We start from the raw sequence: 20,803 nt of genomic DNA, 5'->3' as shown, positions 1-20,803 counted from the left end.
AATCGGGATCTACTCGCTTATGCCGCAATAGGCGGCCAGTGTACGCGCATCGGCTTCGGCCGCATCGGCGAGGAAGGTGGCAACCTCTGTCGCGGTCGGGATACTGATCTGCGCTCCGGCACGGGTGGCCGACAGCGCCGCCGCCGCTGCCGCCCGGCGCAGCGCACCGAGCAGATCGGTGCCTCCCGCCAGCGCGGCTCCCAGCACCCCGCAGAAGGTGTCGCCTGCCGCCGTCGTATCGGTTGCCGTGACGGAGAAGGCGGCCTGCGCAATCAAGGTCCCGTGATCGGACGCACAGCAGCCCCGCTCACCCAACGTCACAACGGTGGTGGCGACGCCGGTCCGCGCGAGCCGCTCGGCGATGCTGCCCTGCTTGCCGACAATCGCCGACAGTTCCTCTTCATTGACCACGAGCAGGTCCAGCAGCGCCAGCAGCTCTGCAGGAAGCGGCTGTGCCGGCGCAGCATTGAGCATCACCCGAACACCCGCGACCCGGGCCGCGCGCGCATAGGCGATGACGCTGGCGATCGGGGTTTCGAGCTGGAGCAGCAACCACGAAACCCTGTCCAGCGATGGCAGATGCTCCGGCGCCAAATCTCCGTTCGCACCCTGCGCGACGGTGATCGCGTTCTCGGCCCCGTCGGATACGGTGATCAGCGCGGCACCGGTCGGGCGGGCGCTGCGGACCAGATGGAGATCAACCCCGGCTGCCCGCAGCGATTCCTCCAGCACCGCCGCCGAGGGATCGTCGCCAAGCGCGACGAGCATCGCGGTCTCGGCCCCGCCCGCTCGGGCGGAAGCGACGGCCTGATTGGCGCCCTTCCCGCCCGGCACGACCGACAGATCCCCGCCCAGCACCGTTTCTCCCGGAGCCGGAATGTGCGGCGCGCGGACGACAAAGTCGACATTGGCGGATCCGGCGACCAGCACCCGGCCGCCGGGTGTGGTCCCGGTCATAACGGTCCTCTTATCAAACGTCGCGCGGGCTCAGAAATCGCTTCTGAGTGTCAGCGACACGGTGCGCCCACGGCCAGCGAAATAGTTCTGGAAGAAATCGATCTGCGAGAAGGCGAGGAAGTAATATTTGTTGAACAGATTCTCGACGCCCAGCGAGACCGTTCCGACCTCCTTGACCCGATACTTCGCGGTCAGATCGAACAACGTACGGCCCGTCGTCCGTTCGGTCACGGTCTGGCCCGTGCGGACGGTACGGTCGAAGGTCTTGTCCATCCCGAACGACAGCGAGACTTCCTCCGTCGGCGTCCACGTCGCGCTGAGGTTCAGCTTGTCGGGTGCGATGTTGACGATGCCGAGCTGAACGTTGAGCGGCCGGCTCTGGAAATTGGCCGGACTCGTATAGCCCTCGAGCGAACTATAGACCGCATTGAGGCGCAGCTGCGAGACCGGGCGGACCTCTGCGGTCATGTCCCAGCCCTTGATCCGGATCGGGCGGCGGTTGAGCACGAAGTCGAGCGTCACCGGATCGACGCCATAGGTCGAGCCCAGCTTCGAATAGGAATTGTAGCGTGAGATGCCGAAGCTGCCCCAGCTGCCGCGCCAGTTCACACCGACTTCCTTGTTCTCGAACACCACCGCCTGCAGCTCGTCAAAGGTGCTCGCAACCGACTGACCCGGGATGCTGATGTTGCGCAACGGAATGCCGACGTTGGGCAGTGTAAAGCCTTCGCTGTACGACGCGAATGCCGAAAAACCGTGGCCGAGCCGCACGATCACGCCGCCGTTGAACAGGTTGTTCTCATATTTGAGCTCGCCACCCTTCACGGCCTGCCGGCCGCGGAAGAAGGTCGTGGTGTAGTCGTCGACTTTAATCGTGCCGTTCTCATGCCTCAGGCCGCCCGAAAGCGTAACCGGGCCGATATCCCAGGACAGCTGAACGAACGGGCCGAAGCTCGTATACTTCATCGGAGGCACCCAGACCCGGTTGGTCAGGGCCAGACGCTGCTCGGTCTCGTCATGCACCGCATCGATGCCGACACGGACTTCAAGACCGTCGACGAGGAAATCGGGGCGCGAGTAGGAGGTCCGCAGGCCGTATTTCTCGGACCGGATCTCCGACTGATCGACCAGCGTGCCGATCGGCGCAATCAGCGGGTCCTGACGATCCGTGCTGTTCTCTCCGCCATAGCGCATCGCCTGCTTCGCATAATAGGCGGTCATGATGAGGTTGCCGCCGAACAGGTCGGAATGATTATAGGTCAACGCGCCCTGGATGAACTCGTTGAATTCCTCGCGCAGCACGTCGCGGCCATTGACCAGCAGCGGGCCGGGTTCGGCAGTATCCGGGAGACCGAGCGCGCGGTTGCCGGCGACATAGTGATAGCCGCCCTTGCTCGCGAGCTTGAAATAGCTGCCCGTCGCTTCCAGCCGTTGCTGACCATTAGTCCCGAAATCGGTGCCGACCTTGAGGAAGAAGTTGCGCTGGGTCGAATCGGCCAGCGAGCTCGACGCGGACAAGCCGATGCGGCGACCCTTCGCGTCATAAGTCATCCCGCGATCGACATAGGCCGCGGCGGCGAACACATCGAACGCGCCGGACTTGTAGGCGATGTCGCCCTTGATGCCCCAGGTCTCGCTGTCGTCACGGAACTGACTGCCCAAACGTCCACCGATGTTGGCGTGGAAACCGTCGCGGGTCGCGCGCCGTGAGATATAGTTGATCACGCCGCCGGCCGCACCGATGCCCTCGGCCGCAGACGCGCCGCCGATGACCTCGATCTTCTCGACCGTCGACATATCGGTGAAGGTTGCGTTGCGGCTGCCGTCACGCAGCGGGGTCGACTGCGGAACACCGTCGAACAGATAGAGCGCGGCGCGACCACGCATCGTCTCGCCCAGCGTGTTGAGGGTCTGGTTCGATTCCGAATAGCCGGGCACGGTCTTCGCCAGCACCGCGGTATTGTCTTCGGTCAGGGTGAGCGAGCGAGAGAGCTCGGCAGCCGAGATCACGGTGATCGCGCCGGGGATCTTGTCGACCGCTTTGGGCGTGCGGCTTCCGGTGACGATCACGTCCTTGGCGTTCTCGTCAGTGCTATCCTGAGCGGTCGCAGGCTCGGCTGCGCCAGTATCGGACTGCGCCCAGGCCGGCATCGCGATGCCACCGAGCATGAGCGCTCCAACCGTAGCGCGCGCGAAATTCCTCATTATCCCCTCCCAATTCATATTTGCTCTTATCGGCGCGCATCTTACTCTGGACGCAGAACGACAAAACCGGGGCTGTGCTGCGTTCATACCCGACATTTTCTGCGGTCCCGAATCGAAGCCAGCCACGAGACCGCACAATTTCTGCTGTGTGAAACCAGCATCAATTTCCTGCGCGCGCAGCTATCGATGGCAGCGACCGGGATAGACCCGGCGGGGAGGATCTGTTTCGATGCGCAGCAAGCTGTTCGTGCCATGCTCGCGTCCCGAGTTCTTCGACAAGGCAATGGCGAGCGATGCAGACGCGCTTTCCTTCGACCTTGAGGACTCGGTTCCGGTCGAAGGCAAGGCGGCCGCGCGCGAACGCCTCGCCGCGTTTCTCGACAGCGACGCAGCACGCCAGACCGCCAAACAGATCATCGTCCGCGTGAACGATCCGTGCAGCACGGATTTCGCGGCAGATCTCGACGCGCTGCGAGGCTGCAATGTCGGCATGCTCAACATTCCCAAGATCGACGATGCTCCCGGCACCATCGCGGCCGCGCACGCGATCGCTGAGACGCGCAGCGAACCGGTCGAGCTGCTGGTGAATATCGAAACCCCGCGCGCGCTGGCTCGCGCCGCCGACATTGCCCGCGCCCACCCCAGCGTCGCCGGACTGCAAGTCGGCCTCAACGACCTGTTCGCGGCACTGGGCGCAGAGCGCCGCGATCCGCGCAATGTCCATATTGCGTTGTGGCAGGTCCGGATCGGCGCCGCCGAGGCGGGCGTCTTCGCATGTGACGGCGCCTGGCCCGACCTGCGGGACGAGGCAGGATTTAGTGCCGAAGCAGAGATGGCCCATGCGCTCGGCTATATCGGCAAGACCTGTATCCACCCCAGCCAGATCGCCGCCGCCAACCGGATATTCGGGCAGGACCGCGATCTTGCCGCCGCGCGGCGGCTGGTCGCAGCGGCGCGCGTTGCGGCCGCGGACGGTCGCGGAGCCTTCCTGTTCGAGGGACGAATGGTCGACCGGCCGATGATCGCCCAGGCGCAAGCCCAGCTCGATCGTGCGGGAGATGCAGCATGATCGTCCGTTTCATTCTGTCATGGCTGCCGGCCCTGCTCGCGGCAGTATTGTGCCTGACGCCCGGCATCGCCAACGCGGGCGCGCCGGTTTCGAGCAAGGTAACCGCCCTGCCCGCCTTGCCCGGGGTCGAGGGAACGATCCGGCTGGTTGGCGTGGACGGGCAGCCCGTTGTGCTGCTGGAAAAGGCCGCATTCGGGCTGGCTGCCGACAAACGCAGCTGGGCCGCGCTGAACACAGGCACCCTTGCCAGCCTCGGCGCGATCACCGGCACCGCCAGCGACGGAAACCGCGCTGTCGTCATTATCGGCCGTGGGGGCCTCGCAGAGCGGATCGCCCGGCTCGCGATCGCCAATGGCAGCCTCGCCACGCTTCATGTGACTGCGCTGCCCGCGCCGATGCGCGCTGCGCAGGCGGCGATCGCCGGCGACAATCTATGGGTGGCCGGTATCGGCACCGATGGCGCCAACCGGCTTTTCCGGCTCTCACTGTCCGCACCCGGCCGCTGGACCGTACAGCCCGCCTGGCCCGGCGGTGGCGCCCCGATCGCTCTGGGTGCTCAGAACAAGGGGGCATTCGTGACCCTGTCGGGCGGCGCGCAATGGCGCTGGTTCCCGGACAAGGGCTGGCGTGCGGGCGCGCGAGCCCCGGCGACGATCCTCCCCGGCTCGGCCCGCGCGATCGGGCAGGCCTATCTCCTCTACCTCGGCACCGACGCGGGCGGGTCGACGCGGCTCTATAGTTATAGCGCGATCACCGACGCGTGGGCGGCGCTCGGCGCCCCGCAAGCCGGCACGGCGCGCGCCGCGCTCGGCTATGGCGACGGTTTACTGGTGGCGCGGGAGGGCACCAGCGGGTTCGATTTCGCAGCGACCGAACTGGTCAGCGAACGCCAGTCGCTCGCGATCTTCGATTGGCTGATCATCGCCGTCTACATGTTCGGGATGCTCGGCGTCGGTTTTTACTTCTACCGCGGTGCGAAGGGCAGCTCGTCCAACGAGTTCTTCCTGGGTAGCCGTTCGATCCCGGCCTGGGCGGCCGGGATCAGCATGTTCGCGGGCAGCATCAGCTCGATCAGCTATCTGGCAATCCCGGCCAAGGCGTACGAGACCAACTGGCAGTATATCATGTCGAAGATGTCGACGATCGTCGGCCTGATCTTCGTCGCGATCTGGATCGTACCGCTGTTCCGGCGGCTCAATCTGGTGTCGGTATTCAACTATCTCGAAACACGCTTCCATCCGTCGATCCGCCTGTTGTCGAGCGCGCTGTGGATGCTGATGCAGATCGGCGGACGCATGGGCATCGTCCTGTTCCTGCCGGCAATGGCGATCGGCACGATCACCGACACCAACATCGTCGCGTGCATCGTCATCGTCGGCGTGTTCACGATCATCTACACCGCGCTCGGCGGGATGAAGGCGGTGGTGTGGACCGACGTCTTCCAGGTGATGGTGCTGACCGGCGGCGCGTGCTTCGCGATCGGCTACATCGTCTACCAGCTCGGCCTGATGCCGATCGTCGATACCGCCCGCGCGTTCGAGAAGACCGACATGGTCAATCTGAGCTTCGACATCACCCAGCCGACCCTGTGGGGGTTCCTGATCCTTGTACTGTTCGACGTCGTGCTCACCTTCCCCAAGGATCAGGTGTTGATGCAGCGGGTGCTGGCGACCCCGTCTGAGAAGGAAGCAAGCCGGTCGGTCTGGGTGTTCGCTGTCGTGCTGCTGCCAAGCGCCTTCATGTTCTACATCATCGGCACGGTCCTGTTCGCTTATTACCGGGAGAACCCGGCACAGCTGAACCCGATGCTGCCGATCGATGCGGTGTTCCCGGCATTCATCGGCACCGAGCTGCCCGCCGGGATAACCGGTCTGATCATCGCCGGCCTGTTTGCGGCGGCGATGGGCACGCTGTCCGGCATCATCAATTCGGTCGCGACTTTGTTGTCTGTCGATTTCTACGGCAAGTTCCGCAATCCAACGCAGGCGCAGACGGTCCGCTTCGCCGAATGGATGAGCGTGCTTGTCGGCCTGATCGGCATCGGCATCGCGATCATCCTGTCGCGGATGGACATCCACTCGCTGCTCGACCTGACGATCGAACTGTTCGGTCTGCTCGGCGGCAGCTGCGCCGGCGCCTATACGCTCGGCATGTTCACCCGTCGCGCCAACTGGCAGGGTGTTGCGATCGGAATCGTCGCCGCGTCGCTGCTGACGCTGGCGGTTTGGATCTTCGGGCTGATCCACCCCTATTGGTATCTGGCGCTCGCGATCATGGCGTCAATCGTGATCGGCTATCTCGCAAGCCTGTTCTTCCCGCCACCGGCGCATTCGCTGGAGGGCCTGACGATCTACGACAGGGCGCGTAAGAAGGCTGAGATCTAAGCGGAGAACCACACCATCGACATCAACTTCCTGCGGACCTTCGTGGCGGTGGTCGAACATGGATCGATGGCGGCGGCGGCGCGCGCGCTGACCTTGAGTCCGTCCGCGGTCGCTCAGCAACTGCACGCGCTGGAGCGTGAACTGGGCGCTCCGCTGATCGTGCGGGTGGGGCGGACCGTGCGGATGACCGAGCAGGGCGACCGTATCCTCGCTCAAGCCCGCCAGTTGCTCCGTGATGTCGCCGATCTGCGGAGCCTGGCGCGTGACGGCGATCTCAGCGGCGAGCTGCGGCTGGGCGCCTGCACCACCCCGCTGATCGGGATGCTCCCGGAAATCCTCGCAAGGGTCAGCGCCAAATTCCCTCAGATCAACGTCCATATCCGCTCAAGCCACTCGGCCCAGCTCTATGCCGAGGTTGAGGCGGGCAACCTCGACGCCGCCTTTGTGCTCGAAGCCCCGCACGCGCTGCCCAAGACCTGCGAGTGGCAGGTGCTGCGCGAAGAACCGCTGATCGTGCTCGCGCCACCCGCGCTGGCGGATCGCGACCCTCATGCCCTGCTGCGCGAAGAACCGCTGATCCGCTACGACCGCAATCAATGGGGCGGACGGCGCGCCGACGAATATCTGCGCGCATCCGGCATCGTTCCGCGCGAGCGGTTCGAACTCAACGCGCTGAATGCGATTGCGGTGATGGTCGACCGCGGTCTTGGCGTATCGCTCGTTCCTGACTGGATGCCGCCCTGGCCCGAGGGGCTGAACCTCTGCCGCCTGCCCTTGCCGGGCGACCCGATCGGTCGCCGCATCGGCATCGTATGGTCGCGCGCCACGGTTCGCCTGCGTCTGGTCGAGGTGCTGCTGGACGAAATCGAAAGCTGATCTTCGCGCCGGGCGCACGCATTGTCATTCGCCGTCCCGCTGGCTGACACGGACGCGCCAAGGGTAGTGATCCGGCTCGAGCGTCGCGCAATCGGGCGCGCGGAAATGCTGGGTCAGCGATTGCCGCCAGCGCTCCGTCATGTTCCCGGTGGTCATATGCGGGGTCGCGCTGTGATGGAACGTAACGCTGCCCGCCTCGATCGGACAAACGACGATGTCGCTGTCATCCGGGACATCGCATACCAGCAAGTCGCTCGCCATCTCCGGCGGATTGCGGTGCTCCAGCATCGTTCGGTGACCGCCCCGCACAAAATGCATGCAGCCATTCTCTACGCCAACGGCGTGGAACGCAGTCCAGCAGGTCACACCACGATTGAGCAGGGTACGTCCCCAATAGGCTTCGTCCTGATGCCACGGCGTAGGCGCGCCGGTGCCGGGAGGCTTGGCCAGAAATTGCTCGTACCAGAATGCCATCTCCTGCCCCATCAGTGCGCCGCCGAACCGCCCTGCCCAGTCCCGGAAGCGCGAAACGGGCAGCCACGGAAAATGCCGATCGACTCCGCTCTGAACGATACGGAAGCCGCGCTGGTCCAGTGGCTCGCCCCGACGCCAGTCCCAGTCGTTCCCCCAGTCCGCGGGACGCACAATCATCTCCGCGCCCATATCCGCCAGCGCCTGCTGCTCGATGGGGTCGATCACATCCCGGACAACAAGGAATCCATCGGCGTTGAAGCGTACGATGTCGTCATAGGTCGGCTCAGGATAGGGCATGCGGTTTCTCCCCGGTCATGGTGTCGGCATTTCCTCACCCTAATTTCCCGGAGCGCAGCGTCTTTACCTGCAGCGTGCAATACGTATCCCAAACGATTATCCTGTCTGGATGAACGCAACGACGACCGAAGCAGTGACAGGCACCGACTATGCCCTCGCCGCGATGCTGTCCCCCTATGTCCGCGGCGCGCTTGAGCATTGGCGCGGCCCGTGGCACATCAAACGCTGGGTCGTGCTCGACTATCTCCTGGTTTATATCGTCTCGGGAACCGGGGATTTTTCGGTGGGCGACGATGCCTTCAACGTCGGCCCGGGTGACCTGATCTGGATCCCGCCCGGCGTACTTCACGAGATGCGCAGCGTATCCCCAACGATGTTCGTTGCCTATCTGCATTTCGATCTGGTGCACGATGCCGAACGCAGCCCTCGCGTTCGAAGCGGCGCTCGATATCCGCAAGGCTCCCACCCCGACATGCACCCCGTCTGGACGCGACAGCCGATCGCGGGCTGGGCCGGCCTGCTGCCGGTCGTCAACGGCCCCGCAATCTATGCGCTGATGCGACAGGCGATCGCGGAGCATCGCGGCGCGCGACGCCCGCTTCGTGTGTCCGGCCTGATGCTCGAAATCTTCGGCGAGATCGCGACGGGCCTGTCGGCGCCTGCTGCCAGTGCGGGTCTGCACTGGCCGGCGATGCGGCGTGCGGCGGAGCGTATCGTGGCCAAGCCCGAGGCGGCGCTGGACCTCAAGGCGCTGGCCGCCGATGCGCGGTTGAGCGAATCCCATTTCCGCAAGCTGTTTCGCGAAACGCATGGCGAAGGCCCGCGAGACATGCAGATTCGCGCGCGGATGCAGAAGGCCGCCGAACTGGTGCTCCATTCGAGTTGGAGTATCACCGAAATCGCGCACCAGCTCGGGTTCAGCACGGTCCACAATTTCTCGCGCGCGTTCAGGCGCGAGATCGGTGTCTCACCACAGGGGTATCGCCGGATATCCGGCTGATATCCCCCCCGTGGGCAAGGGGCTGGAGTCTGTGCCCGGAATATGAAGACATATCCCGGGCACAGACTCCCAATTCAGAACGGCACCTACGCCTCAGCCAGCACCGGTTCGTCGTCCACGATATTGCCCGACTGCCGGTCGAACAGCCGGCGATATCGGCCATCCGGATCGGCGAGCAGCGTATCGTGATCGCCGTCCTCAATGACCCGGCCCTGATCGAACACCAGGATGCGGTCGAGCGTGCGCACCGTCGACAACCGGTGCGCGATAACGATCGCAGTGCGCCCCTTCATCAGCCGGTCCATCGCTTGCTGGATCAGCGCCTCGCTCTCTGAATCGAGGCTCGAGGTCGCCTCGTCCAGGATGAGGATCGGCGCGTCGGCCAGGAAAGCACGGGCCAGTGCAACACGCTGGCGTTCACCACCCGACAACTTCACCCCGCGCTCGCCGACCGGTGTCGCATAACCGCGCGGAAGCTTGAGGATAAAGTCGTGCGCATTGGCCAGTCGTGCCGCAGTCTCGATCTCCGCCAGGCTCGCGCCGGGCCGGGCATAGGCGATGTTGTCGGCAAGGCTGCGATGGAACAGGATCGGCTCCTGTTGAACGATCGCGATCTGGGCACGCAGCGACTGCTGGGTCGCATGCGATACGTCCTGCCCGTCGATCGTCACCCTGCCCTCGTTCACGTCGTAGAGACGCTGGATCAGCTTGACGAAGGTCGTCTTGCCCGAACCCGAATGACCGACCAGACCGACACGCTCGCCGCCGCGGATGTGCAGGTCGAGATGCTCGTAGAGCGGCGTCTCGTGCCCGCCATAGCGGAAGGTAACGTCGTCGAAGCGCACTTCACCCGCGGTGATGCGGATCGGCTCGGCGTCCGTGCGATCCTCGATCCCCAGCGGCTGATCGTGCAGGTCGACCAGCTCCTCCATCTCGTTCACCGAGCGCTGCAGATGATGGATGTGGAAGCCGACATCGACCAGATAGCCGTGGACCACGAAATAGCTCGCGAGAACGAAGGTGACATCGCCCGGCGTCGCTGCCCCGCGCCACCACAGCCACAATGCGGTGCCGGTGATCGCGCTGCGGATCGTCCACAGCACCGCGATCTGCGCACTGCCCGACCAGGTGTAGCGCAGCCAGGTGCGCCGCGTACGCTTTGCCCATTTGGCAAGAAGCTTGCCGACGCGGGCTTCCTCACGCTGCTCCGCGCCGAACGCCTTGACGACGGCGTTCGAACCGATCGAGTCGGAAAGGTGTCCGCCGATCCGGGTGTCCCACGCGTTGGACAGCGTCGCCGCGGGCGACGCCCAGCGCGTCGCCAGAACCACCGTCATCGCCACATAGGCAATGGCACCGATCGCCATCACCAGCCCCAGCACCGGCCAGTGCCAACCGAGCAGGAACATCGTGCCGACCAGCACTGCAAGCGATGGCAGCAACTGGAGCAGCAGCACGTCGTTGAGCGTATCGAAGGCCCACATGCCACGAGTGATCTTGCGGACGGTCGAGCCCGCGAAGCTGTTGGCATGCCAGTCGGTCGAGAAGCGCTGGACGCGGTGGAAGCCATCCTGCGTCACGTCGCGCATCATGCGCAGCGTGAAGGGAATGATACCCGCCCAGGCGATGTGGCGCAGGACCACCATCGCAAGGCCGAGCGCAGCCATCGCCGCGAACAATGCCAGCGCCTCGCTGCGCAGATTGGCCGCGAGCGCATCGATCAGGCGACCCGCAAACATCGGGATGAAGATCTCCGTCACCGTCGCGACGGTGATGAAGAGGGCGATAAAGGCAGCACGCCCGCGCTGCCGCATCCAGTGACGGAAAGCGAAGCGCAGGACGCGACGGATCGAGTCCGGGCGGTCAGTGTCTTGTGTCATGTCGTGAACCGGCGCCAAGGCGCCGTCTCCAATGCGATATCGATTTGGGGTGATGCGGGTGGGAACCCGGATCAGGGTGGCTTCAGGACCTAGTGGCGGAAACGCCCATTGGTGCGGAACTCACCGGAAGGGCGTGTGATGCTATCTGACATTTAGGCCCTCCCTTCTTCGCATTGAAACGAAGGCGGGATGTAACCGCATCCGATCGGACTGGCAAGCCGTCGATGTGCATGGGTGCATCGATCGTCATTCGATCGGTTTGGACAATTTGCCCAATGGGTCCGCCGGCCGATACGCCCCAAATGATTGCCTTCACCCGAAGTTCGGCGCATTCTATGTCGAGCAAGGGCATGAGGTTGAATTTCATGTTCGAGGGCTTCGACCCGATCCTGCTGGCGCGAATCCAGTTTGCGTTCACCGTCAGCTTCCATTTCATCTTCCCGGCGTTCTCGATCGGGCTGGCCAGCTATCTTGCGGTGCTCGAGGGCCTGTGGCTGAAAACCGGCAAGCAGCTCTATCTCGACCTCTTCAAATTCTGGGTGAAGATCTTCGCGGTGGCGTTTGCGATGGGCGTCGTCTCCGGGATCGTCATGTCCTACCAGTTCGGGACCAACTGGGCGGTCTTCTCCGACAAGGCAGGCCCGATCATCGGGCCGCTGATGGCCTATGAAGTGCTCACCGCCTTCTTCCTCGAAGCGGGCTTCCTGGGCGTCATGCTGTTCGGGATGAACAAGGTCGGAAAGGGATTGCACTTCGCGTCCACCCTGGCCGTCGCGGTCGGTACACTGATCTCGGCCACCTGGATCCTGTCCGCGAACAGCTGGATGCAGACGCCAGTCGGCTTCGAAATCAACGCAGCCGGCCAGTTCGTGCCCGGAGGCAGCTGGTGGACGATCGTGTTCAACCCCAGCTTCCCCTATCGCCTGACCCATACCGTCATCGCAGCCTACCTCACGACCGCATTCGTCGTCGGAGCGGTCGGCGCATGGCATTTGCTCAAGGATCGCGCCGATCCGCATGCGCGCAAAATGTTCTCGATGGCGATGTGGATGGCGGCGATCGTCGCGCCGGTTCAGATTGTCGCGGGCGACCTCCACGGCCTCAATACGCTCGAGCATCAGCCGGCCAAGGTGATGGCGATGGAGGGGCACTATCAGAGCCACCCCGACGGCGCGCCGCTGATCCTGTTCGGCATCCCCAATTCCGCCGAGAAACGCGTCGACTATGCCATCGAGATTCCCAAGGCCTCATCGCTGATCCTGAAGCACGACGCAGATGCGCCGCTCGCCGGGCTCGACACGATTGCGCCGCAGGACCAGCCGCCGGTCGGCATCGTCTTCTGGTCGTTCCGCATCATGGTGGGCATGGGCATGGCGATGCTCGGCATGGGGCTGTGGAGCTTGTTCGCGCGCTTCCGCAAACGGCTCTACGATTGGCCGCTCCTTCACAGGGCAGCGCTGGTGATGGGACCGTCAGGCTTCGTCGCGGTGCTCGCCGGATGGGTGACCACCGAAGTCGGGCGACAGCCCTTCACCGTCTATGGCTTCCTGCGCACCGCCCAGAGCGCGTCGCCGCTGGAGGCGCCCGCGGTGGGCGCTTCGCTCATCGCATTCGTCGTCGTCTACTTCGCGGTGTTCGGTTTCGGCACCTGGTACATCCTCAAGCTGATGGCCAAGGGCGCGCATCGCGGTGAGGACCATATCGACGTAGATGCGCCGATCCGCACCGCCGGCATTACCCCCGGACCCGCACAGCATCCGGAGGGCCAGATATGAGCGCCGTCGATTTCGACCTCGCCACGGTCTGGGCATTCATCATCGCCTTCGCGGTGTTCGCGTACATCGTGATGGACGGATTCGATCTCGGGATCGGCATCCTCTTCCCGACCTTCAAGGTCGGACAGGAGCGCGATACCGCGATGAACTCGATTGCGCCGGTCTGGGACGGCAACGAAACCTGGCTGGTGCTGGGCGGTGGCGGGCTGATGGCAGCATTCCCGCTGGCCTATGGCGTCGTGATGACCGCGCTCTATCCGCCGATCATCGCGATGGTGCTGGGGCTGGTGTTCCGCGGTGTCGCGTTCGAGGCGCGCTGGCGCGATCCCGATCACCGGCGCTGGTGGGACATCGCCTTTGCCGGCGGATCGATCGTCGCCTCCTTCTGTCAGGGCGTCACGCTCGGCGCGATGCTGCAGGGGATAGCGATCGAGAACCGCGTCTATGCGGGCGGGTGGCTCGACTGGCTCACACCGTTCAGCCTGCTGACCGGCGTCGGCGTGGTGTGCGGCTATGCCCTGCTCGGCGCGACCTGGCTGATCTGGAAGACCGACGGCAGCATCCAGGATCGCGCCTTCAGCCTCGCCAAACCGGCGGGGATCGCAACACTGGCGGTGATCGGATTGGTCAGTCTGGCGACGCTCAATCTCGACTATGCCTATCGCGAGAAGTGGCTCGGCTATCCCGCCGTCCTGCTGACCGCTCAGGTGCCGCTGCTGACCGCGATCATCGCCTTCGCCTTCTACCGCTCGATCCGCAAGCGGCGTGAGGCGCGTCCCTTCTTCCTCGCGCTGGCGCTGTTCCTGATGAGCTTCATCGGCCTCGGCATCAGCATGTACCCCTATATCGTGCCGGATCACCTGACGATCTGGGAGGCTGCCGCTCCGGCATCGAGCCAATGGTTCATGCTGGTCGGCGCGGTCGTGCTGATCCCGATCATCCTCGGCTACACCGCCTTTTCCTACTGGGTTTTCCGCGGAAAGGTCACCGCCGAGGGGTATCATTGACGATGGATGGCGAAAACGCCGGCCCCTGGTGGAAACGGATCGCCTGGCTGGTCGCGATCTGGGTGATGAGCCTAACCGTGCTCGGCGCGGTCGCGTTCGTCATCCGGTTCTGGCTCAAGGCCTGAGCGCGTTCCTTATGGGCTGACATGCCCCATCAGGATCGCGGCGATGGCTCCGCCGGCGATCCCCAGTCCGTAGGGGATCGGCCCGCGGCGCTTGAGCGAGATCATGCCCGACCGCAGCAGCAAGGGCTCGGGAATGATGCGGCGGAAGAAGATGAAGAGCAATGCGATCGCTGCGCCCAGCATCGCGATCCCGCCGATCAGCCATGCTGCACCGGAGATGTCGAACCAAAACGCCGTCGCTGCCAGCAGCTTGACGTCACCGCCCCCCAGCCAATGCGCGCCAAAGGCAAGGATACCGAGCGCAAGCACGGCGAGGAACACCGCTCCATTCTGCCAGATCGTCGCATCGACCCCTTTGATCAGCGCGTAGATCGGAAAGAGGAGAAGGATTGCCACCGGAAAGGCGTTGGAGATGCGCAGCTGGTATACGTCCTGGATCCCCGCCGCTGCGAGCAGCAGCACGAACGCGCCCAGCAACACCGTCACGATCATGGCCCCTCTCCCCTCACGTCACCCAGCCCTGCCAGCAGCGCGCTGGATTCGTCCGCATGGTACGGACTGACCTCGACAGCCTGTGCCAGCATCGCCCGCGCCAGCTCGGTCCGCCCGGCGCGCAAGGCCCCCTTTGCGGCGAGGGTCAGCCGCGATGCCCAGCCGCTGTCGTCGTCCACCCCCTGCCGCCGCGGCCGGTTGCCGCGTGCACCCTCCACCAGATCAATATTGTTGATGACACGGCGGTCCCCCGGCGCGGTCCGCAATGCGGCACGCAGATCATCAAGCGCGTCGTCAAACCGCGCCTGCTCGATCCGCGCGAAAGCGCGGTTGTTGAGCGTCACCGCATTGCGCGGCGACAATTGCAGCGACTGCGCAAATGCCCGTTCGCTTTCGTCCCAGCGTCGCATCTGCGCGAAGACGATGCCCAGCGTCTGTTCGCTCTGCCAGGTCGCGCAATGCAGCTCGGCTTCCTGCAGCGCGTCAAGCGCACGCGCATCCGCCATGCGCGCCGCAGCTACGCCGAAATCGCGACCATAGTCGCATCGCGTCGGCGCCTCCCTATGCAGCGCATCGAAGATGCTCAGCGCCTGTTCGGAGGCCCCGGTCGCGAGCGCAAACTGTCCGCGGACATCGGCGACCGCCTCCGCCGCCTCTCTACCCGCGGCTACAGGCAATCGCGCCAGCATCACCTCCGCCTGGATCAGCCGCCCTGCACGGATCGCCGCGGCAATGACAGCCAGATCCTCCCCGGCAGATGCCCGCGCCGACATGCTTGATGCCAGTGCCGCTGCAATGAGCCCGATCACCCACCTCATACCCTGCGAACCCGCGCCAGCGCCGCTACCGCATCCGCGCCGATCAGGATCTGGACCCGATCGACGCGCGCGCTTTCCTCAACCCGCGCCATAAAGGGCAGGTTTTGCGCCAGCCGCTCGCCCAGCTCACGGCTGTGTGCAGGAACGAGGATGCGACTGCGTTTCAGCTTGAAGGCGGCGTCACCCGTCTCGGCTCCCGTGAATCCCCGCTTCGCCAGCAACGCTGCGGTCTGTCGTGCCACGCCCCACCGTCCGACCGCGTTGACGACGCGCAGGGGGCGAAGGCCGAGCGTCACCGGCGGTGAGGAAGCGGGAGGAAGCGCCGCGACCGATGCGGCGGGTGGTGCAACCGCCAGGCGCGGCATCGTCACCACCAAAGTCGCGCGCTCGGATTGCCGGATCAGCCGGACATCAGGCTCCGCAGCAGCAACCGCGGCAGGTGCGGCGTCCGTGTGGGCCGGAGGTATGGATGCTTCCACTGACGCCGCCTCGGCCTCGGGCAGCGCGATCCGCATATCGGCCAGCAGTTGCGCCGCATCGGCATCGCGCCGCTGCGCGCGCAGGAAGGCGGCGAAATTCTGGTAGATGCGGGGGTTCCGCGGCGCCAACGCCAGCGCCTCCTGATAATAGCGATCGGCAAGGTCGGCCCGGCCCAACAGCTCGTAGCTGATCGCCAACCCTTCCAGCGCCGGGCTGCTCGCGGGATCGAGGCGCTGCACGCGCCGATACGCGGCTATCGCGAGACCATATTGCCCGCGCTCGACCAGCGCATTGGCTGCTGCGATGCTGGTTTGTCCGACCGCAAGGTCGCCGACCGCCCGAACTCCCGACACGCCGCGCGAGGCGCCGCATCCGTTGAGCAAGCCCAGAACGGCCAGCGCAAGCCAGAACGGGCGGGCGGCAGTCATCGTTACCCTCCCCCCGACATTGCCGGAATCAGGTCACGCACCACACGGATCGCCGCAGGCAGCATCAGCACCCCGATCATCACGGGCAGCATGCACGCAACCAACGGGATCGACAGCAGCACCGGCAGCTTGTGCGCCTTCTCTTCGGCGGCCAGGCGACGGCGCTCGCGCATCTCGGCAGCATAGACGCGCAATGTCTTGCCGATGCTCGACCCCAACCGATCGGACTGGATGACCAGCGTCACGAAGGAGCGGATCTGATCGACCCGCGCACGCTCGCCCATTCGATGCAGCGCATCCTCGCGGCTGCGTCCGGCGCGGAGTTCGAGCACCACCCCGGCAAACAGTTTCGCGACCAGTGGGTGCGAATGCATCATCTCGCGTCCGACCCGGTCGAGCGCTGCTTCGAGTCCGAGTCCCGCCTCGACGCAGACGAGCATCAGATCGAGCGCATCGGGAAAATCACGGGTCAGCCGGTCACGCCGCCGGTCGACGCGCGCGCGGACGAACAGCGCCGGCAAATAGAGTCCCGCCAAAGCCAGCGCCGCGCCGATCACATAGAGCCGCCCGAGTGATCCGGTCCGACCGGTGAGTGTCGCAACCACAACGAACAATGCCGGCAGCCCCAGCGTCGCAACCAGCCGAACCAGCGTGTAGATGCGCGGCGCCACCGGAGAAGCGAACCCCGCCTCCGCAAGCCGATCGGACAGCGCGGCGCCGTTGGTGTCGGCGAGCGAAAGTCCGCTCCGCTCGATCGTGTTGACCAGCCGGTGCCACGCGGTCGACTGCTGCTCGCCACGCAGGGATCCACTCGTCACCGCAATGCTTCCGCGCGACATCGCGTGCAGCCTCGCCCGCACCCGGGACCGGTTGCGCACCAGCGTCGACGTCGCCAGCGCCAGTCCCGACGCCAGCACGAACACCAGCACCAGAATGAACGTGCGGGACAGTTGTGGGGCGAAGTCAGCGATCATCGCATCATACCTTCAGATCGACCATGCGCCGGATCGTGAAAAACCCGACGAAATAGAGCACGATCAGCCCAGCAAACCCGGTCAGAAAGGCGGGGTCGCCCGCCACGTCGAGATAGAAGGCCGGGTTGAGCAGGAACAGCACGGTGAATGCCAACAGCGGCAAGACGGTCAGGATCGTTCCCGTCATCCGCCCTTCGGAGCTCAGCGCCCGGACCATCATCGCCATGCTCGCACGCTCGCGGATCACCTTTGACAGGTTCTCGAGAATTTCGGCGAGGTTGCCACCCGTCTCATTCTGGATCGCGAGCGAAACCACGAACATCCGCATGTCATCCAGATCGCACCGCTCGGCCATGTTATGCAGCGCGTCGCGCAGATCGGCGCCATAGGTCACCTCGTCCGCCGCGAGTCCGAACTCGCTGCCGATCGGATCGGACATTTCGCGCGTCAGCAGGTCGAGCGCGGATGCCACCGGATGCCCGGCGCGCAACCCGCGCACGAAGATATCGAGCGCGACGGGGAATTGCTCGCTCAGCTTCTTGTGCCGCCGGTCCGCCGTGCGCGCGAAGACCAGCAGCGGCAGCGCGACGCCGACCACGCCGGCAAAGGTCGCGATCATCACGATCACGCCCAGCGTGATCCCCACTCCGGTCATCACCGCGATGGCAAGCGCCACCACAAAGATGCCAAACCCCGCCATCGCCATCCACGCCGCGATCTGGATCGGGGAGAAGGGCAACCCGCTGGTACGCAGTATCTTTTCCAGCCGCTTTCCCGGCCCGCCCAGCACACCGGGCAGGTCGATCGCACCTGCCAGCGAATCCCGCCGAAGCTTGGCCGCGATCATCGCCTGATCGGCGCCATGCTCGATCATATCCAGCCGCTTGTTGACCGCACGCTTCTGGTTGCGCGAACTGCGCATCCATTGCAGCGCCACGTCAACGGCGAACAGAGTCGCGCCGAACACCAGCAGCAGGATCAGGAGGCGAAGGGTGCTGTCGCTCATCTAGCGCAGCGCCAGTTCGGGCCGGAACAGTCCGGCGGGGAGATCGATGCCACGATCGCTCAGCTCTTGCATGAATTTGGGGCGAATACCTGTCGCCTCGAACTTGCCCTGCACGGCGCCGTCGGCATCACGGCCAGTCATGCGGAAGCGGAAGATCTCCTGCATGGTGATCACCTCACCCTCCATTCCGGTGATTTCGGACACGCTCAACAAGCGCCGTCCGCCATCGCCGAGCCGTCCGACCTGGATCACTACGTTGATCGCAGACGCGATTTGAGAGCGCGACGAGCTGACCGGGATGTCGATCCCGCTCATCCCGATCATCTGTTCAATGCGGGACAGCGCGTCGCGGGGTGTATTGGCGTGGACGGTCGTCATCGACCCGTCATGGCCGGTGTTCATCGCCTGAAGCATATCGAACGCCTCGCCGGCGCGGACTTCGCCGACGATGATGCGGTCGGGACGCATCCGCAGCGCGTTCTTGACCAGATCGCGCTGGGTGACCTCCCCTGCCCCTTCGATGTTCGCGGGCCGTGTCTCCAGCCGCACGATATGACGCTGCTGGAGCTGCAGCTCGGCCGAATCCTCGATCGTGACGATGCGCTCGGCACCGTCGATGTAAGCCGACATCGCATTGAGCAGGGTCGTCTTGCCCGAGCCGGTACCGCCCGAAATCAGCACGTTACGCCGCGCCGCAACGATCGCCGCCAGCACCTGCGCGATGTCCTCCGGGATACTGCCCAATTCGGTCAGCCGCTCCATCGTGATCGGGGTCTTGGCGAATTTGCGGATCGACATCAGCGGCCCGTCGACCGCCAGCGGCGGCACCACCGCGTTGACGCGCGATCCGTCGGCCAGCCGCGCATCGACATAGGGTGAGGATTCGTCGATCCGGCGGCCCACCGCCGAAACGATCTTCTGGATGATCCGCAAGAGGTGCCGGTCGTCCTTGAATCGGACCCGCGTCTCCTCCAGCTTCCCGCCGCGTTCGACGAACACGGTCTGCGGGCCATTGATCAGGATGTCGGTAATCGTCGGATCCTTGAGCAGCGGCTCGATCGGGCCGAGGCCCAGCAATTCGTCGAGCACGTCGCTCACCAGCTGTCGGCGCTCGCTGAGGTTCAGCGCGTGCTTCTGGAGCGCAAGCTGATCCTGCACGATGTCGCCGATCTCGGACCGGATCAGTTCCGGCGTCATCGTCTCGAGCGCAGACAGGTTGATCTGATCCAGCAATCGCTGGTGCAGTTCGACTTTCAGCTCGGTCCAGCGCGCTACATCCTCAGTCTTGCTCTCGGTCTCGACCGCAGGGGCGGCGGAACGATCCGCGATGCGTGCGCTGTTCTTGATCTGCCACATCGCGTTCAACTCCGGCCCAGCAATTCGTCGAGACCGTCCATCATCGTCTCCACATCGCGGCCGATCCGGCTCTTGCCCTTGATGTCGGTGACCAGGATTCCCTCGTTCAGCGCCGCCATCATCAGGGGAAAATCGTTGGTCACGGTGAACGCGACCGGCCGCCGCAGCACCCGCTCGGCATCGCCAAGGTCGATCGAGCGAAACAGCTTCTTCTCGACCCGGTTGACGACGATGCGGACGGTCTCCGGCGCGATGCCCAGCCGTTCGAGCAGCGCCAATTGCCGTTGCGCCTTGGCAAGGCTCGCGATGGTCAGGTCGACCACGAACAGGATCGTGCTCGCCCGCGCCAGCTGCGACAGCGACCAGTTCGTCCAGTCGCTCGGCAGATCGAGGAACACCGTATCGTAGCTGGTCCGCGCCAGCTCGACGAGATTGCAGACCTGGTCGATGTCGATCGATTCGAGCGGCAGGATATCGACCGGCGCGGCGAAGACGGCGAGGCCCGTCGCGTGCTTCACCGGAACCGAACGGAGCACTGCAAGGTCGAGCCGCGATCCCGCGTCGAGCAGGTCGCCCACAGTCAGGTTCGCCTCGAGCCCCAGATAGGTCGCAGCGTTGCCGTTCTGCAGGTCGAGGTCGAATAGCGCCGTTTCGCGCCCCGCCTTACCCTCCCGTGTCGCGTAGAGCGCTGCAAGCTGCGTCACCAACGCGGTCGCGCCCACACCGCCGACGCTCTTGATGACGGTGACGAGCTTACCCGGCGCGGGGTCGCTCTGGCCCATCTGCTCTCCGAGCCGCTCGATCACTGCTTCGAGCTCGCTGCGGATCAACGGGAGCGAAACGACGTCACTCGCACCGATACGCAACAGCGCACGGACCGTGGCGAGCGACGTGTCGCGCGCAGCGGCGACGACAATCAGCCGTGGATAGCGTTCACGCAACCGCTCGAGCCTCCGGATCGAACCAGGGTCTTTTGCGCACACTTCAACCACGATGGTCTGCGCGCGGGCAGCAATATCCGTGGGGATTTCAGCGTTGGGTTCCAGCGCGGTCAGGTCGATGACGAAGTCATTGCGCCGGCTTGGCCCCATCTCGCTCGCGCCGATCTCGGCCTGGGACAGCACCAGCTCGACCGCAACCGCGCTGCTGCGTACCCGCCAGCCGCCCGGCCCCCATTCACTCACGTTACGAACTTCCACA

The 20,803-nt window shown here is 64.8% G+C and carries 18 protein-coding genes; 7 read left to right on the top strand and 11 right to left on the bottom strand.

What is annotated here, in order from left to right:
• Positions 1-9: 9 nt before the first annotated feature.
• Together AC07NK_RS17890 and AC07NK_RS17885 are read right to left on the bottom strand one after the other, a co-directional pair.
• Entirely contained in the window at positions 10-957 is a 948-nt protein-coding gene (locus tag AC07NK_RS17890; RefSeq protein WP_495171963.1) for a ribokinase, read from the bottom strand.
• Positions 958-987: 30 nt separating this feature from the next.
• A complete protein-coding gene (locus AC07NK_RS17885; protein ID WP_495171962.1) occupies positions 988-3,162 on the bottom strand; it encodes a TonB-dependent receptor in 2,175 nt (724 codons plus the stop codon).
• A gap of 229 nt (positions 3,163-3,391) precedes the next feature.
• Here AC07NK_RS17885 and AC07NK_RS17880 point away from each other — a divergent pair, with 229 nt between their 5' ends.
• From AC07NK_RS17880 to AC07NK_RS17870, 3 genes are read left to right on the top strand one after another with little or no spacing between them, the layout of a single operon-like run.
• On the top strand, positions 3,392-4,231 hold the full coding sequence (locus AC07NK_RS17880; RefSeq protein WP_495171961.1) for an HpcH/HpaI aldolase/citrate lyase family protein: 840 nt from the start codon (positions 3,392-3,394) through the stop codon (positions 4,229-4,231).
• A complete protein-coding gene (locus AC07NK_RS17875) occupies positions 4,228-6,615 on the top strand; it encodes a sodium:solute symporter (RefSeq protein ID WP_495171960.1) in 2,388 nt (795 codons plus the stop codon). The genes AC07NK_RS17880 and AC07NK_RS17875 overlap by 4 nt, the downstream gene beginning before the upstream one ends.
• A 15-nt stretch (positions 6,616-6,630) precedes the next feature.
• Positions 6,631-7,491, top strand: coding sequence for a LysR family transcriptional regulator (locus AC07NK_RS17870; protein WP_495171995.1), 861 nt, complete (start codon positions 6,631-6,633; stop codon positions 7,489-7,491).
• Positions 7,492-7,515: 24 nt separating this feature from the next.
• Here the strand turns inward: AC07NK_RS17870 and AC07NK_RS17865 are convergent, their stop codons facing one another.
• Positions 7,516-8,262, bottom strand: coding sequence for a phytanoyl-CoA dioxygenase family protein (locus AC07NK_RS17865; RefSeq protein WP_495171959.1), 747 nt, complete (start codon positions 8,260-8,262; stop codon positions 7,516-7,518).
• A 109-nt stretch (positions 8,263-8,371) separates the two neighbouring features.
• Between AC07NK_RS17865 and AC07NK_RS17860 the strand changes: the two genes are divergently transcribed.
• Positions 8,372-9,262 (top strand): AraC family transcriptional regulator, encoded by an 891-nt coding sequence (locus tag AC07NK_RS17860; protein WP_495171958.1) that lies wholly within the window; start codon positions 8,372-8,374, stop codon positions 9,260-9,262.
• An 86-nt stretch (positions 9,263-9,348) separates the two neighbouring features.
• Here the strand turns inward: AC07NK_RS17860 and AC07NK_RS17855 are convergent, their stop codons facing one another.
• The gene (locus AC07NK_RS17855) at positions 9,349-11,142 is read right to left on the bottom strand and encodes an ABC transporter ATP-binding protein (RefSeq protein WP_495171957.1); all 1,794 of its coding nucleotides are present in this window, start codon (positions 11,140-11,142) and stop codon (positions 9,349-9,351) included.
• A gap of 365 nt (positions 11,143-11,507) precedes the next feature.
• Between AC07NK_RS17855 and AC07NK_RS17850 the strand changes: the two genes are divergently transcribed.
• The 3 genes from AC07NK_RS17850 to AC07NK_RS17840 are packed head-to-tail and all read left to right on the top strand — an operon-like array spanning position 11,508 to position 14,049.
• Positions 11,508-12,917 carry a cytochrome ubiquinol oxidase subunit I gene (locus AC07NK_RS17850; RefSeq protein ID WP_495171994.1) on the top strand — a complete coding sequence of 470 codons (1,410 nt, stop codon included), beginning with the start codon at positions 11,508-11,510 and terminating at the stop codon, positions 12,915-12,917.
• Complete coding sequence (gene cydB / locus AC07NK_RS17845; RefSeq protein WP_495171956.1) at positions 12,914-13,924, top strand: cytochrome d ubiquinol oxidase subunit II; 1,011 nt, start codon at positions 12,914-12,916, stop codon at positions 13,922-13,924. The genes AC07NK_RS17850 and cydB overlap by 4 nt, the downstream gene beginning before the upstream one ends.
• A gap of 2 nt (positions 13,925-13,926) precedes the next feature.
• A complete protein-coding gene (locus tag AC07NK_RS17840) occupies positions 13,927-14,049 on the top strand; it encodes a DUF2474 domain-containing protein (protein ID WP_495171955.1) in 123 nt (40 codons plus the stop codon).
• A 9-nt stretch (positions 14,050-14,058) separates the two neighbouring features.
• On the opposite strand, the gene AC07NK_RS17835 is transcribed toward AC07NK_RS17840, so the two are convergent.
• From AC07NK_RS17835 to AC07NK_RS17805, 7 genes are read right to left on the bottom strand one after another with little or no spacing between them, the layout of a single operon-like run.
• Positions 14,059-14,541, bottom strand: coding sequence for an A24 family peptidase (locus AC07NK_RS17835; RefSeq protein WP_495171954.1), 483 nt, complete (start codon positions 14,539-14,541; stop codon positions 14,059-14,061).
• Positions 14,538-15,350, bottom strand: a complete 813-nt coding sequence (locus tag AC07NK_RS17830; RefSeq protein WP_495171953.1) for a tetratricopeptide repeat protein — start codon at positions 15,348-15,350, stop codon at positions 14,538-14,540. Before AC07NK_RS17830 ends, AC07NK_RS17835 begins: the two co-directional genes overlap by 4 nt.
• 5 nt (positions 15,351-15,355) lie before the next feature.
• Positions 15,356-16,267, bottom strand: coding sequence for a LytR C-terminal domain-containing protein (locus AC07NK_RS17825; protein WP_495171952.1), 912 nt, complete (start codon positions 16,265-16,267; stop codon positions 15,356-15,358).
• A 2-nt stretch (positions 16,268-16,269) separates the two neighbouring features.
• On the bottom strand, positions 16,270-17,241 hold the full coding sequence (locus AC07NK_RS17820; protein WP_495171951.1) for a type II secretion system F family protein: 972 nt from the start codon (positions 17,239-17,241) through the stop codon (positions 16,270-16,272).
• Between the two features lie 4 nt (positions 17,242-17,245).
• The gene (locus tag AC07NK_RS17815; protein WP_495171950.1) at positions 17,246-18,247 is read right to left on the bottom strand and encodes a type II secretion system F family protein; all 1,002 of its coding nucleotides are present in this window, start codon (positions 18,245-18,247) and stop codon (positions 17,246-17,248) included.
• Entirely contained in the window at positions 18,248-19,603 is a 1,356-nt protein-coding gene (locus AC07NK_RS17810; RefSeq protein WP_495171993.1) for a TadA family conjugal transfer-associated ATPase, read from the bottom strand.
• A 5-nt stretch (positions 19,604-19,608) separates the two neighbouring features.
• Positions 19,609-20,802 carry a CpaE/TadZ family protein gene (locus AC07NK_RS17805; protein ID WP_495171949.1) on the bottom strand — a complete coding sequence of 398 codons (1,194 nt, stop codon included), beginning with the start codon at positions 20,800-20,802 and terminating at the stop codon, positions 19,609-19,611.
• Between the last annotated feature and the right edge of the window lies 1 nt (position 20,803).

This window comes from Sphingomonas sp. GW821-FHT09B04, from assembly GCF_059418285.1.
The sequence above is the reverse complement of the archived record's forward strand: the minus strand, read 5'-3'. Positions and strand labels throughout refer to the sequence as shown.